Source organism: Allobacillus sp. SKP2-8, from assembly GCF_007559355.1.
Classification (GTDB): Bacteria; Bacillota; Bacilli; order Bacillales; family Alkalibacillaceae; genus Allobacillus; species Allobacillus halotolerans.
Window position 1 is genome coordinate 393,462 of sequence record NZ_VMHF01000001.1, and the last position, 14,552, is coordinate 408,013.

Sequence of the window (14,552 nt, forward strand, 5' to 3'; positions counted from 1 at the left end):
AAGAGGGCTCCTCTAAAACTTCCCTGAGTTCAAAATACGTGGTTGTATTATCTGATTTTGTATAGCGCTTTACAAAATGCATAATTTCATTCCGCTATCTTCTGAAGGGTTTTAAGTCTGCCCCCAAATCCTGGCCTAAGTTCGTTGTGTACAACCATTCCACTCGATCTCCTGGTCGTAATGGCACTACACCAGCTCCTCGGTCTGGAAATATTCCATTGACTCGATACATCCAGCCGCTTCCTGAGCCACGGTCAAATTCATAAACGTTTGCTATACCTTCAACATAAGCTGTTGCACCTTGACCGCCTCGATAATCCATCTGAATCTTATGTGCCTTTGTTATTTTAATCAACGCATCGAGTACGGTGAATCCATCTTTAATTTCCATTTCTGTAGGTGGTAATGGCACCTCGCTATCTGAGATGACAATCGAATGGACAATCGTTTGCCCCTTTTTCTTATCATCTTCCTCTTTCGTACTTTCATCTGAAGGCTGATCATCCTTCTTTTGATCCTCTTTGTTGCTTTCGGATGGTTCCGATGGTTGATTGGCTTGACCTTCTTCTTCATTTTTAGAAGGTTGAGAAGTGGATGGTGATTTTTCTTTCGATTGCTCCTTCTCTTCCTTTGATTCTGATTTTTGATCGTCTGTTTTGTTGCTTTTTGTTGAATTTGATTTACTCTTGTTTTTTTCCTTTGATGCTAGAGTAGTTGTGTCATCTGGTTGATCTTGATGAGCAACTTCGTCTTCGGACGGCAAATCTGATTGACCTGATTCTTTTCTCTCGGTCTCATTTGCCACTTCTGTTGATTCGTCTGGGTCTGGCTCATTATTCTCTTCCGATGAACCATCCGAATTCGTTTCTTTTCCAATGCTTGATTTGTTTAAACTTGTTCCGATATCATCATCCAATTTTTCATGAAATGTACCTCCTCTTACTTCAGATTGCTCCTCAGCTTCCTTTAGCTCATTTGCTTCTTCTTTGGATAATGGTGCAGATCCGCAAGCAGCCAATAAAAACAACAATACAAGTGAAATTGGGATGAAGAGACGCTTATACGTAAATTGCATAGTATCCTTCCTTTTACCCGTGCTATTTATGGTTCTTTTTACGGTAATATAAGATGAAAAATGCACCTATAACAATGAACAGTGCAAATACCAGCCAATAGCCATACGTCGTATTTTCTGACTCAGTCTGCTTTTGTCCGCTACTTTCTTGTGAACGGACATCCGTTTCTTCTGATTCTTCATTTGATTGACTGGCAACAGAAGTATCTGTCTCATCATTTTCATTTGAATTCTTGGCGGAAGATTCTTTTTGTTCTTCTTTTTTAGATTGACGATCGTTTTCATTCGAATTTTTTATCGCAGATTCTTCTTGTTCATTTTTTTCAGATACTTCGTGAGCAGCAATAACTCGAACTGATTGCTCTTTATCTTGCTTAGTACTTCCATAATTTTCATTTAAACTGACGTGTCTTTGACTCTTTTCATCATTTGTTCTAGCATTGTCTGTTTGGTCTTCTACCTCAGTTGGATTTGTTGTTAGATCCTCTTGTGAGTTATTTTCTTTTGATGGATTATTTACAATCATCTGAGTTGGCTTTTCAAGATTATGACCTGTACCATCAAACACACCATAAATGCTAAAATGATTCGTTTGGAAAGAGATTGTTCGAGTTTTTGAATCATATTTTCCTGAATCAATATGCTCCCATTCATTCGTTTGTTCATTAAAATAATAAGCCTGCGGATTCTGCGCTTCTTGTTGATTGACTTGGAGTGTTAACGTAATTTCATTGGTGCCGAAATCGCTGACTTTAGCATCACCCGCCATCAACGTAAAATCATAAACAGAGCCTACTGCGTAGCCTGCTGAATATTTTTCCATTTGAATGGTTACTGGTGCTCCATTTGCTTGCTTCGCTAATTGACTTAGAATCTCCGTTGGGATGTGTACGGCTGCATCTTCTTTGTTAATTTTTAAATCATTCTTGCCTTTGATCAATGTATCAATTACTGTTTTCTCTAAATTTATCGCTAATTGTTCTTGAATCTTTGCATTCTTGGGTTGGACCACAATCACACTATCATTAACTTTTTTAACATCTTCAATAGCCACAGTGGTTTCCATCATTTTAGTTGCTTTCGTTGTTGATTTAACTTCAATTTTAATTTCCTTCTTAGATGGATTTTCCTTTTGTTCTCCCGGTGACTGTTCTTCTTCATCAGTGTCTTCGTCTGAACCTTCCTCATTATCTTTTAGTGGAGTCTCTTCCTCGTTATCTCCTTCACTTGGAGATTCTTCTTCATCATCTTTTATAGGAGGTTTTTCCTCACTATCATCTTCACTTGGAGGTTCTTCTTCGTTACCTTCTTCGCTATCGCCAAAATGATAAAGTGACTTTTTTCCTTTTAAAAAGTAATCATACGCTACCAATGCTTGGAAAGCTTGTTCGGTAGCCATTGCATTTGATACAACTTCTCCTTGAGTGTGTTTAAATCCACCATCTTCATTTTGATAAGATAATAGATGTGAAATTAAGCTATTTTCATTTTTTACAAACTCTTCATTCGTTGGATCAATTCCATTCGCTGATAAACCGATAATAACTTGTGAAGCAGCTTCACTTGTAATTCCTCCTACAAAACTTCCGCCATCAAAACCTCCGTCCTCAGTTTGAATATCTGATAGCCAGTTAACTGCGGAATCTATCGACTTTCGGACTTCTTCCTGGTCATTATATGGACTTAACCCTATTAAAGCCATTGCCGTTATATCAATGCTCGGCGATTCGAAATTTGTATTTAAATGCCAACTGCCATTTTCATTTTGGTTATTTAATAACTCCTTAATTAGTTTTTGTCTCGTCCATTTAGCATCATTTGGAACTTCAAAATTTTGCGTGTCTAAAGCAATTAAAGCAAATATCGGACCGTTATTCCCTTGGAAAGTCATTGTATCAAACCCACCACGACGTTCAGGGCTGTTATAAATTAGCTCAATAAGGTTTTTTCCTTCAATCTCAACTTGTAACGGGTTGATTCCGACAGCCACAGCAGCAATTACCAATCGCTCGATATCAGTTATTTTGATACGGCCATTTTCTAACCCTTTAACCACTTGGTTTTCTAAATGTTCATAAAAAAACGTGTCGGTATAATCATTGGGAACTTGCTTACCGGCTTGAGCTAATCCGATAGCTTCCCATTCACTAATGACTCCCTTATTTAAAATAAAATTACTAGCCGCATCTATTGCTTGTTCAATTTCATTCTCTGTAATTTCAGTAGAACCCAAATTTTCTACACTTTCAGCAGACGCTGTGTTAATACCAATAGAAATAATGAGCACAAACGAAATCACTAAATGTGATATAAAACTAAAAATTCTTTGCATTAATTACCCTCCTAGTTAGTAAAATCTATTAAATAAACCTATTTGAACATAAAAAAACATCTCTAACGAGTAGAGATGTTCAGTGGGCATTCTATCACTATGGTACATTTATGTATTTCAGAATTAGCATAGTCGTCGCCACACCTCCCTATCCTCGTAGGTTGAATGGTGCAAAAAACAGGCAGGTCTCCTGGCTTATGGTCGTCATTTTCTAAATCCTTCCCATCATAAGACAGTGGAATGTTTTAGAAAACTCGCAATATACAGTGGCGGGACCGCGCCGGATTTCCACCGGCTTCCCTTTTAATGATTGATTAAAAAAATTTAATCGAATCAACCTGTTTTTACCTATTCAATTGTCTATAGTCTATATCTTTCGTCAACAAACGTCAAACTTATTTTAATTATCAGCATTTTTTTATGTATAAATACAAAATGAAAGACAAAATAAAAAAAGCTGTTCTGAGTACAATAATTTGACTCAGAACAGCTTCTTATTTTTTCATTAGCGTCTTTCTTTAATTCTTGCTGCTTTACCACGAAGGTTACGTAGGTAATAAAGTTTCGCACGACGAACTTTACCTTTACGAGCAACGTCGATTTTAGCAACACGCGGAGAATGTACAGGGAATGTACGCTCAACACCTACACCATAAGAAATCTTACGGACAGTGAATGTTTCGCTAATTCCACCACCACGTCTTCTAATTACGACACCTTCAAAAACCTGAATACGCTCACGGCTACCTTCGACAACTTTTACGTGAACTTTCACTGTGTCTCCAGCTCTGAATTCAGGCAAGTCTGTACGCAGCTGATCTTGAGCAACTTGGTTAAGAATTTCTTGCATTCTGCTCACTCCTTCCAACAAAATGCTCTTACTTTCTAAGAAGTAGCGGAACATTGTTATCACGCTTAACGAACTTAAGCACATCAATTAATATATCATACCGCACTAATAGATGCAATGAAAATTCCGTACTACTTTTCGTCGATTATTTGTGTCAAAAACTTTTGTTGTTTATCCGTTAAGCCTGCTTTGTCAATTAAATCCGGCCGCCGTTCATATGTTCGCTTAAGCGATTCATATTCACGCCAATCCTCGATTTTTTGATGGTGCCCAGACAAAAGGACGTCCGGCACACGGTGACCTCGAAAATCACTCGGTCGTGTATAATGTGGATGTTCCAATAGATTGGTGGAAAATGAATCTTGCTTCGCAGACTCATCATTCCCTAACACACCTGGCAAGAGTCTCACAACACTATCTGTAACGACCATGGCGCCAAGTTCTCCACCCGTCAATACATAGTCACCGATGGATATTTCATCGGTAACAAGATGTTCGCGAATTCGTTCATCATATCCTTCATAATGACCACAAATAACGATTAAGTGTTCCTCTTTGGCTAGCTCTTCAGCCTTTTTTTGGGTGAATGTCTCTCCTTGAGGACACATCAATAAAATTCTTGGTGTTGTCTTAGATTGTTCGGTTAAGCTTTCAACAGCATCAAAGATCGGTTGCGGACTTAATACCATTCCAGCTCCGCCACCATATGGATAATCATCCACTTTTCGATGTTTACTCTCTGTATAATCTCTAAAGTCAACCAGGCTATAATCAAAGTGTCCTGCTTCATGTGCTCTTTTGAGAATAGAGGAGTTCATCACGCCAGAAAACATTTCCGGAAACAACGTCAATAGATCGATTTTCATTCGGATAGCAGTCCTTCCATATTCTCAATGATAATTTTTTTATCCTTCACATTTACTTGTTTAACGATTTGCTCAATATAAGGAATTAAAGCATCCCGTAGACCATGCCGCTGGACCACCCATACATCATTGGCACCTGGTGAAAGTATTTCTTTAACATGGCCTATATACGTATCATCTGTCAGGTATACTTCACAACCGATGATTTCATGGTAGTAAAATTCATCATCGTCCAAGTCATGTTGATCCTCGGCAGCTACCTTTAAATATCCACCTTTCATCCACTCAACATCATTGATGGAATCCCTATCCTCAAAGGTCAATAAATCGAATTGTTTATGCTTCCGATGCGAATGAACGGTTAATACGACCGGCTCGCTTTGTTGATCATTGAAAAAGTATAGCGTATGACCAGGGGCGAAACGTTCGTCGAAATCTGTGGTTGAAATAATCCGGACTTCACCTCTAACACCATGGGTATTGACGACTTTTCCGACATTAAAATAGTTTTCTTTCATGCAAATCACCTATTGATTTTCTCTATTATTCCGTCTTTAATGACGATTTCTCGATTACCAGCAATATCATCCCATGAATCCCCGACTGATAGTTCAATAATCTCCTCAACTTCACCTTCAACAATCTCACTACCGATTGGCAATATTTCCAACTGCTCTAATTGGTATTTGCACCATTCAATCGAGCGTTTTCTGCGTTCCTCTTCTTGATTAAAACGCTTTTCCACTTGATTTGCTGGGAATCTTTTTTGATGAAGCATTTTCTTTTTTTCAAAATGAAGTTGATCAAGTTCAGTCTGATGCTTGGACTTTCTATTTTCAAACTTCTGTTGTAGAGCTTCTTTACTCTGCGGTGTGATGACTTGCTTGATTTTCGTTTTTCTTAAAATTTTCACGACATCCACCTCGAAAGCGTGTCTTAAAAAAACGTAAAAGTGAAAAAAGGGAAAGGTTTATTTCCCCCTCCCCATTTACATAATGTCTAAGTAGACTCTTTTGTTTGTATCGGAACCCGCTGCATAGACAACCGTACGAATCGCTTTTGCAATCCGACCATTTTTGCCGATGACTTTTCCAACATCATCCGAATGGACAGTCAAATGATAACGAATTTTTTCATCCGTTTCTTCAACTGTCACTTCGATTTGATCCGGATGGTCAACCAACGGATAGACAATCGTTTCAATTAAGGCTTTCATGTATATCTCAAATCCTTATTTGTTTGTTTTTGAATTATGAAATTTTTCCATGATGCCTTGCTTAGAAAATAAGTTACGCACTGTATCGCTTGGTTTTGCGCCTTTTGTCATCCAGTCTAATGCTTTTTCTTCATCGATTTTAACCTCAGGTGTTTCTGCAACTGGATTATATGTGCCGATCTGCTCGATAATACGTCCATCACGAGGTGAACGAGAGTCTGCGACGACTAATCGATAAAAAGGATTTCTTTTAGATCCCATTCTTTTCATGCGAATTTTTACTGCCATAATTACACCTCCATTTAATCTTTCCTATCACAAGTTTAGATTGTATCAAAGAATTTTTAGTCTGTAAAGGGTTTTTACATTACATGAAAGGAAAATTCATTCCTCTCTTTTTACCCTTCTTCGGACTGGTCATTTGTTTCATCATTTTCTTCATTTCTTCAAATTGTTTTAGTAATCGATTCACTTGTGAGACAGATGTCCCTGAACCTTTAGCAATCCGCTTCTTCCGGCTGGCGTTAATGACGGAAGGTTCGATTCTTTCTTGTTGTGTCATCGATTGAATGATTGCCTCAACGTGGGATAATTGCTTATCGTCCACTTGGAGGTTTTTCATGCCTTTCATTTTGTTTGCGCCAGGCATCATATTGATCAATTCATCGAGTGGACCCATATTTTTAACTTGGTCCATCTGTTCAAGGAAGTCTTCGAAGGTGAATGACATCGACTTGATTTTCTCTTCCATTTCCTTCGCTTTCTTCTCATCTACTTGTGTCTCAGCTTTTTCAATCAGGCTCAGTACGTCACCCATACCAAGAATTCGTGAGGCCATACGTTCAGGGTGGAATGCTTCCAATTGATCAAGTTTCTCACCCATACCGGCAAACTTGATCGGTTTACCTGTAACGGCACGAATGGATAAAGCTGCACCACCTCGAGTATCCCCATCTAACTTCGTTAAAACGACTCCGGTGACATCAAGCTGTTCATCAAAGCTCTCTGCGACATTGACCGCATCCTGCCCAGTCATGGAGTCAACAACTAAAAATACCTCGTCTGGATTGACAGACTGTTTGATTTCTTGAAGTTCTCCCATTAGATTTTCATCGATATGCAAGCGACCAGCTGTATCGATAATGACATAATCGTGATGCTCTTCTTTTGCCTTTTCGATTGCTTGATTCGCTATATCTACCGGGTTTGCTTCTGTTCCTAAGGAGAAAACAGGTAGATCAAGTTGACTCCCTAATGTCTCTAATTGATTGATCGCTGCCGGACGATAAACGTCGGCTGCAACCAACATCGGGTTTCGGTTATGTTTTTTCCGCAGTAGATTTGCAAGTTTACCAGTAGTTGTCGTTTTACCGGCACCTTGCAGACCGACCATCATGATGACCGTCGGTGGCTTATTTGCTACTGCAATCTTACTTTGTTCGCCACCCATCAATTCTGCAAGTTCTTCTTTGACGACCTTAATGACTTGCTGGCCTGGTGTCAGGCTTTCCAATACTTCTTGACCGATTGCTCGTTCTTTTATGCGTTTAATTAAATCTTTTACGACTTTAAAGTTTACGTCTGCTTCCAATAAGGCTAATCGAACTTCTCGTGTCATTTCTTTGACGTCTTGTTCGGAAACCTTCCCTTTACCGGTAATTTTTTTTATTGTATTTTGCAGACGGTCTGCCAAGCCTTCAAATGCCATGTGCAAAAGACCCCCTAATCAATGTTTTCCATCTGGTTTAATAGCTTTTTCAGCTGATCGAAATTCTGATTCTCCACAGCAGCTTTCATCTGGTCGATCAACTCATTCCTTGCTTGAAACCTACGATAAAGTCCAAGCTTTTCTTCATAATCTTCCAGCATAACTTCTGTACGTTTAATATTATCATAAACTGCCTGCCGACTGACATCATAAGTCTCTGAAATTTCTCCGAGTGAATAATCTTCCAAATAGTACAGGTCCATGTAGTTTTTTTGCTTTTCAGTCAGTAGTTGTTGATAAAAATCGAACAGATAATTGATTCGTGTCGTTTTCTCAAGCATTACGGAATGCCTCCTATTCTTCTACACCGTCATCTACGAGATCGCCAAATAATCCATAGACAAACTGATGGGCATTGAAACGTTGAAGGTCCGTCATTTGTTCACCAAGACCGACGAACTTGACCGGTAGCCCCATTTCATTTCGTATCGCAAGAACAATTCCGCCTCGCGCTGTTCCATCCAGTTTTGTTAAAACGATTCCGGAAACATCCGTTGCTTCTTTGAACGTTTTAGCCTGAGCCATCGCATTTTGACCTGTCGTTGCGTCTAATACAAGCAATGTCTCATGAGGTGCTCCTTCAATTTCCCTGCTGATTACGTTTTTTACTTTGGATAGCTCTTTCATCAAGTTTACTTTGTTCTGCAAACGTCCTGCCGTATCACATAGAAGCACATCGGCCCCACGGGACTTGGCAGCCTGAATTCCATCATAAATGACAGCAGCTGGGTCGGCACCTTCGCTATGCTTAATCACATCGACACCTGTACGCTCTCCCCATACTTCTAGCTGTTCAATTGCACCTGCACGGAATGTATCACCCGCAGCGAGAACAACCTTTTTTCCTTCTTGTTTCAATTGGTAGGCAAGCTTTCCGATTGTTGTCGTTTTACCGACACCATTGACACCAACAATAAGAACAACGGAAAGGCCATCTTCGTTAAGGTTCAATTCCTCGATGGATTCTTCATCATCACCGTAATAGATTTCCACTAGCTTCTCTGATATGACTTCCTTAACCTGTTCGGTGTCTTTAATATTTCTCCGTTTCACTTCCATTTCCAACTCTTCAATCAATTCCATGACGGTTTCGACACCGACATCTGCGGAGATCAAGATTTCTTCGAGCTCCTCGAAAAACTCTTCGTCTACTGTACGATATCGAGCGACCAAATCATTGACTTTCGATGTAAAGTTATCACGCGTTTTCGTCATGCCTGTTTTGAATTTATTCGTTACTTGTTCGGTCTGATCGTTAATTTTATCTTTTAGTTTTTTGAAAAAACCCATGTTTCACTACTTCCTTTCTTACGTTAACATCATGTCTTCCGTTTCTTCGAGTTTAACGGAGACCATTTTTGACACACCTGACTCCTGCATCGTCACACCATACAATACATCGGATAGTTCCATTGTACCCTTTCGGTGTGTAATCACAATGAATTGTGTTTCAGCAGAAAATTCCCGTAAATACTTTGCGAACCGGAATACGTTTGCTTCATCAAGCGCCGCTTCCACTTCATCCAATACACAGAATGGTACGGGGCGAACACGTAAAATCGCAAATAATAACGCAATTGCTGTCAATGATCGTTCGCCACCGGATAGCAAACTTAAATGCTGCAGCTTTTTGCCAGGTGGCTGAGCGATTATTTCAACACCTGTTTCAAGCATGTCTTGCGGGTCCGTTAATTGCAGCTCCGCCCGGCCGCCACCAAATAATGTTTTGAATACTTGCGTGAACTCTTTCTGGATTTTCTCGAAAGTGTCACTGAATTTACGAACCATTTCTTCATCCATTTCACCAATGACGTCATATAAGGTTTGCTTCGCTTCCAACAAGTCAGATTGCTGACGTTTTAAAAAGTCATAACGCTCCTGAATACGTTCGTACTCTTCAATCGCGCCTAAGTTTACATGACCTAATTCATCGATCGCACGTTTAATCGTTTTTACTTTTTCTCTTGAGGCTTCCAAATCATCCGTTAACCCGTATTCTTGTTTTGCGCGCTCATGAGTAAGTGTGTAGTCATCCTGTAATTGTTGCAAACGGTTTTCCAATTCAACGTCCAAGCGGCTCGCATTGACTTCGAGCTTTTGAACTTGATTATTTTCCTGCTCATATTGCTTATTTTTTTCTTTTACTTCACGTTCAAGATCATCGCGTTGATGGGTAATCGACTGTCTCTTCTCTCTGCCTGCATCTATATTTCCATTCAACGAAACGAGGTTTTGTCGATACGTCTTCAAATTAGTTGTCAGGTTTTCAATAGAATCCTTCTGTTCATAGGACTCTTGCAGTTGCTTTAACTCTTGTTCTTTCGCTTGCTTGACCTTCTTTCCTTCTTCCAGGTCGGACAAAGCCTCTTCGTAGCGATTTCTTTGGTTTCTTACTTCGCTATCCTGCTCAGCATAACGAATTTGCATATGATTCAATTGTTCACGAACCTCTTCGTGAGCTTCCTTATAACTGGACAAGTTATTCGTTAAATGCTCAATCTTTTCACGTAATCGATTGGTTTCTTTCTCTGATCCTTTAAGAAACTCTGTCACATCGTTTAAGTCTTTTTTAAGTTCGTTGATTTCAATTTCTAATTGGTCATTTTCTTGATCATACACGTTTAATTGATCTTGTACATTGGACAATTGATACGTGACAGAATATAGTTGTTGTTCTTTTTCTTTGATGATTTCTTCCTGATTTCTTTTTTGTTCTTGAAGGTCAGAAATTTCTTTCTTCAACTGTTCCTGTTTGGTTTGCTTTTCTTGTAAATTATGTTCAAATTGCTTCGTCTTCTGTTCATATCGATTCAGTTTACTAGCTGTTTCATCCAATTCTTTCTCTCTTGTAAACAAAGAGGCTTGGTTGGAGTTCTTCTTGGCTCCACCAGTCATCGAACCACCTGGGTTCACTACGTCCCCTTCTAGCGTCACAATCCGATAGCGATGGTTCATCTTTTTGGCAATTTCATTGGCTGCTTTTAAGTTTTCTGTAATCAATATATTTCCTAATAGCTGTTTGGCTATCGATTCATATGCTGAATCTACTGATACCAAGTCAGCAGCGATTCCAATGAAACCTTCTTGGTCTAATCGGTTGATGTCTTCCTGTCTAATCTTTCGTGGGCGAATCGATGTTAACGGTAAAAACGTGGCGCGCCCACTGTTCGATTTTTTCAACCAACGAATTGCACTTCTGGCCGCCGCTTCATCCGAGGTTACGATATTTTGAGCTTGACCACCTAATGCTGTTTCGATTGCGGTAACATAAGCTTCGTCAATCTCCAACAACTCGGCGACCGCTCCATGAATTCCTTGTATTTTCTTTTTTTTGGATGCTTGCAGAATTGCCTTCACACCGTAATAAAATCCACTATAAGAAGATTTCATTTGCTCCAACATATCTTTTTTGGAACGTAATTGATCAATCAAGCGGTAAGCTTCTTGTTTTTTACCTTCATCAACCCGGATGTCTTCCGCTAACGCAGCGTACGCTTTATTCGCTTGTTCAACTTTCGTTTCTATTTCCTGATATGTCGATTGTTCATGTTCAACTTCATTCGTATAAAATTGCTCATTCTGCTGCAATTCTTCGCGCTGTCTGATTAATTCTTCAAATCGTTCATCTAATCTTTGTTTTCGATAGCTTGTTTGTTCGATTTGTTTTTCTTTTGAATGCTTTTCGTTCTTTTTTGCAGCTTGCTCATTTAGTTGATCGATATATTGTGCCTTCAATGTCTCGATTTGCTCTTCGACTTGATGGCCTGTTTGATTTAACTTTTCTTTTAGTTCATTGATTGTTTTCTTCGTTTCATCGCGCTGTGATTTTAATAAGTTCAGCTTTCCTTCATGGTCTTCAACATCGAATTCACCTTGCTCAATTTGGTCTTGATAGGCTTGAATTTGATTTTTTAATCGTTCTTTATTTTCGTCAAAGTGCTTTAATTGCTCAGTCAATAAGTTTCGTTGACCATCCAGTTGTTCAATCTGCTGTGTCAGTGTTAACTTTTTCTCTTGCCATTCTTCGATTTCTTGATCTAATGCCGTAATGGTTTGTCGATAAGTTTCCAACTGAGCATCATCTTTATTCACTTCTGTCTTTAAGTTGAGTAGGTATTCTTTCTTTTTATCAATTTTGGATAATAGTTGTTGCCATTCTTCATGGTAGGATTCAATTTCTGTAACCAATAACGAAACTTCATATTGCTCCAGCTCATCTTTTCTCTCCAAGTATTCCTTGGCAATCGCTGACTGTTCCTGTAGAGGTCCTAGCTGTCCTTCTATCTCGTGAATGATATCTTCGACGCGACTGAGATTATCCGCTGTGTCGATTAACTTCTTTTCGGCATTTTGTTTCCTCTTCTTATATTTTAGGACACCCGCTGCCTCTTCAAAAATGCTTCTTCGTTCTTCTGACTTTGAACTAAGAATCTCTTCAACACGTCCTTGGCCAATGATTGAAAAAGCTTCCTTTCCGAGTCCAGAATCTAGAAATAGATCTACAATATCTTTTAGTCGACACGGTTGCTTATTGATCAAATATTCACTGTCCCCTGAACGATAGACACGTCTTGTCACTGCCACTTCTTCATAATCGATTGGCAAGCGTTGATCCTTATTGTCTAATGTGAGTGTGACTTCTGCGACATTCAGTGGTTTCCTTGAATCACTTCCCGCAAAAATAATGTCTTGCATTTTTGAGCCACGTAAAGATTTCGCTGATTGCTCACCCAGCACCCAGCGAATCGCATCGGTAATATTCGATTTCCCACTACCATTCGGTCCCACCACTGCAGTAACTCCAGGAACAAAATCGACAGATATTCGTTCTGCGAATGATTTAAAACCGACTGACTCCAATTTTTTTAAATACATATGTATACACCTACTCATTTTCACGAACTCACTTAACATTTCAACCTATTTATTTTATCATAAATACTAGGCTACAAAAAGTCGACTTCAGAAGCTAAAGAGGTGAATACAATGAATTTGAACGAACCAACAGAAGAAAATCTGGAATTTATCATTAACGATCTAGCTGAAGAGCTTCAGATCATTAACCGATCAGTCGTTAAACCTGACAACTTTGACCTATCAAACTATCAAGATATTAAGGACCTTTACGACATGGTGAAGGCAAAAGGCCAAGTGAGTGTTCCAGAAATTCATGCAATCATTGATGAATTAAAAAAATTTCGGAGAAACTAACTTCATTGAGATATTTATCATGCGGATGTCTTTTCCATTGAGACACCCTCTCGACGACCTTTCGAGGTGGGAATTGCTTCGTTCGGGTGTTGAGAATCCCAAAATCGTAATTTCACAAAATAAACTCCATTCCCTTAACCATATTGGGAATGGAGTTTATTTTCAATTCACTGTTCTGTTTGCTTCAGTGCAGTTAAACAACGTTCAGCCGCACGTTGCTCAGCCTCTTTTTTTGAGCGGCCTTTACCTTCACCACAATGACGGTCCTCTATAAAACAAGCGGCAACGAATTGCCGATCATGATCAGGTCCAATTTCATTGACGATTTGGTAACTGACTTGTTGGCCTTGTTTCTGAACAAATTCTTGTAAAGAACTTTTGTAATCCATCGCATGCGAAAAAGCACCCACTTCAATTCGCGGAAATACATTCGACTTCAAAAAATTGAGTGTGGCATCAAAATTTTGGTCTAAATATAATGCGCCGATGAATGCTTCGAAGACATCCGCCAATAGTGCAGGACGACTTCTGCCACCTGTCGCTTCTTCGCCTTTTCCGATATACACCAGTTGATCCATTCCTAACTGAACGGAAAACTTATGGAGAGAAGGCTCACAAACGATATTGGCACGAAGCTTCGTCAGTTCTCCCTCACTCATTAATGGATACCCACGGTACAGATACTGAGAAACAGCTAGTTCCAATACAGCATCGCCGAGGAATTCAAGGCGCTCATTATCTTTGATTTGACTTTTTCGATGCTCATTCGCATACGATGTGTGTGTAAATGCTTGTTTGAGTAATTGCTCATTCTTAAATGTAACGTTGTATTTTTCTTGAAATGATTGGAGGTCCACTTGACTCACCTTTTCTAAATTGAAAGTTAATCTTACTGTATTGTATAACGAAATCGTGCTAGGAGACAAAAGGAACGTCCTGCTCTCAAAAGAAATAACTGACCCCTTTCCAAGTAGTTAGGGGCCAGCAGTTTTATTATTGGTTGCTGTTTATGTAGTTAACAGCATCACCAACGGTTTCAATTTTCTCTGCATCTTCATCTGCAATTTCCAAATCAAATTCATCTTCTAATTCCATGATTAATTCAACAACATCTAAAGAATCTGCTTCAAGGTCGTCTTTAAATGAAGCATTTTCTGTAACTTTGCTTTCATCAACATCCAATCGTTCAACGATAATATTCTTTATACGATCAAATACGTCTGCCATTCACGTC

At 39.2% G+C, this 14,552-nt stretch carries 15 protein-coding genes and 1 riboswitch; of the genes, 1 reads left to right on the forward strand and 14 read right to left on the reverse strand.

Going from position 1 to position 14,552, the window contains the following annotated elements:
- Positions 1–94 precede the first annotated feature (94 nt).
- The 12 genes from FPQ10_RS02025 to smc form a co-directional block, all read right to left on the reverse strand.
- A complete protein-coding gene (locus FPQ10_RS02025) occupies positions 95–1,075 on the reverse strand; it encodes a DUF4430 domain-containing protein (protein ID WP_144159463.1) in 981 nt (326 codons plus the stop codon).
- Positions 1,076–1,097: 22 nt separating this feature from the next.
- A complete protein-coding gene (locus tag FPQ10_RS02030; protein ID WP_144159466.1) occupies positions 1,098–3,407 on the reverse strand; it encodes a prenyltransferase/squalene oxidase repeat-containing protein in 2,310 nt (769 codons plus the stop codon).
- Between the two features lie 163 nt (positions 3,408–3,570).
- Positions 3,571–3,764: riboswitch (cobalamin riboswitch) on the reverse strand.
- 148 nt (positions 3,765–3,912) lie between these two features.
- Entirely contained in the window at positions 3,913–4,257 is a 345-nt protein-coding gene (gene rplS, locus FPQ10_RS02035; RefSeq protein ID WP_144087713.1) for a 50S ribosomal protein L19, read from the reverse strand.
- Between the two features lie 131 nt (positions 4,258–4,388).
- The gene (gene trmD / locus FPQ10_RS02040; protein ID WP_144159469.1) at positions 4,389–5,123 is read right to left on the reverse strand and encodes a tRNA (guanosine(37)-N1)-methyltransferase TrmD; all 735 of its coding nucleotides are present in this window, start codon (positions 5,121–5,123) and stop codon (positions 4,389–4,391) included.
- Positions 5,120–5,641 carry a ribosome maturation factor RimM gene (rimM, locus tag FPQ10_RS02045; protein ID WP_144159472.1) on the reverse strand — a complete coding sequence of 174 codons (522 nt, stop codon included), beginning with the start codon at positions 5,639–5,641 and terminating at the stop codon, positions 5,120–5,122. Before rimM ends, trmD begins: the two co-directional genes overlap by 4 nt.
- A 5-nt stretch (positions 5,642–5,646) precedes the next feature.
- The gene (locus tag FPQ10_RS02050) at positions 5,647–6,036 is read right to left on the reverse strand and encodes a YlqD family protein (protein WP_186278503.1); all 390 of its coding nucleotides are present in this window, start codon (positions 6,034–6,036) and stop codon (positions 5,647–5,649) included.
- A 75-nt stretch (positions 6,037–6,111) separates the two neighbouring features.
- The gene (locus FPQ10_RS02055) at positions 6,112–6,339 is read right to left on the reverse strand and encodes a KH domain-containing protein (protein WP_144159478.1); all 228 of its coding nucleotides are present in this window, start codon (positions 6,337–6,339) and stop codon (positions 6,112–6,114) included.
- Positions 6,340–6,354: 15 nt separating this feature from the next.
- Entirely contained in the window at positions 6,355–6,627 is a 273-nt protein-coding gene (gene rpsP / locus FPQ10_RS02060) for a 30S ribosomal protein S16 (RefSeq protein WP_144087708.1), read from the reverse strand.
- Positions 6,628–6,706: 79 nt separating this feature from the next.
- Complete coding sequence (gene ffh, locus FPQ10_RS02065; protein WP_144159481.1) at positions 6,707–8,047, reverse strand: signal recognition particle protein; 1,341 nt, start codon at positions 8,045–8,047, stop codon at positions 6,707–6,709.
- Between the two features lie 14 nt (positions 8,048–8,061).
- Positions 8,062–8,388: a putative DNA-binding protein gene (locus FPQ10_RS02070; protein ID WP_144159484.1), complete on the reverse strand. Its 327-nt coding sequence runs from the start codon at positions 8,386–8,388 to the stop codon at positions 8,062–8,064.
- Between the two features lie 13 nt (positions 8,389–8,401).
- Positions 8,402–9,397 carry a signal recognition particle-docking protein FtsY gene (ftsY, locus tag FPQ10_RS02075; RefSeq protein ID WP_144159487.1) on the reverse strand — a complete coding sequence of 332 codons (996 nt, stop codon included), beginning with the start codon at positions 9,395–9,397 and terminating at the stop codon, positions 8,402–8,404.
- 18 nt (positions 9,398–9,415) lie between these two features.
- Positions 9,416–12,982, reverse strand: coding sequence for a chromosome segregation protein SMC (gene smc / locus FPQ10_RS02080; protein ID WP_144159490.1), 3,567 nt, complete (start codon positions 12,980–12,982; stop codon positions 9,416–9,418).
- 111 nt (positions 12,983–13,093) lie between these two features.
- On the opposite strand from smc, the gene FPQ10_RS02085 reads away from it, so the two are divergent.
- Entirely contained in the window at positions 13,094–13,318 is a 225-nt protein-coding gene (locus tag FPQ10_RS02085; protein WP_144159493.1) for a DUF1128 domain-containing protein, read from the forward strand.
- 167 nt (positions 13,319–13,485) lie between these two features.
- Here the strand turns inward: FPQ10_RS02085 and rnc are convergent, their stop codons facing one another.
- Together rnc and FPQ10_RS02095 are read right to left on the reverse strand one after the other, a co-directional pair.
- On the reverse strand, positions 13,486–14,175 hold the full coding sequence (gene rnc, locus FPQ10_RS02090; RefSeq protein WP_144160165.1) for a ribonuclease III: 690 nt from the start codon (positions 14,173–14,175) through the stop codon (positions 13,486–13,488).
- Positions 14,176–14,311: 136 nt separating this feature from the next.
- Positions 14,312–14,545 carry an acyl carrier protein gene (locus FPQ10_RS02095; RefSeq protein WP_144159496.1) on the reverse strand — a complete coding sequence of 78 codons (234 nt, stop codon included), beginning with the start codon at positions 14,543–14,545 and terminating at the stop codon, positions 14,312–14,314.
- Positions 14,546–14,552: the final 7 nt, after the last annotated feature.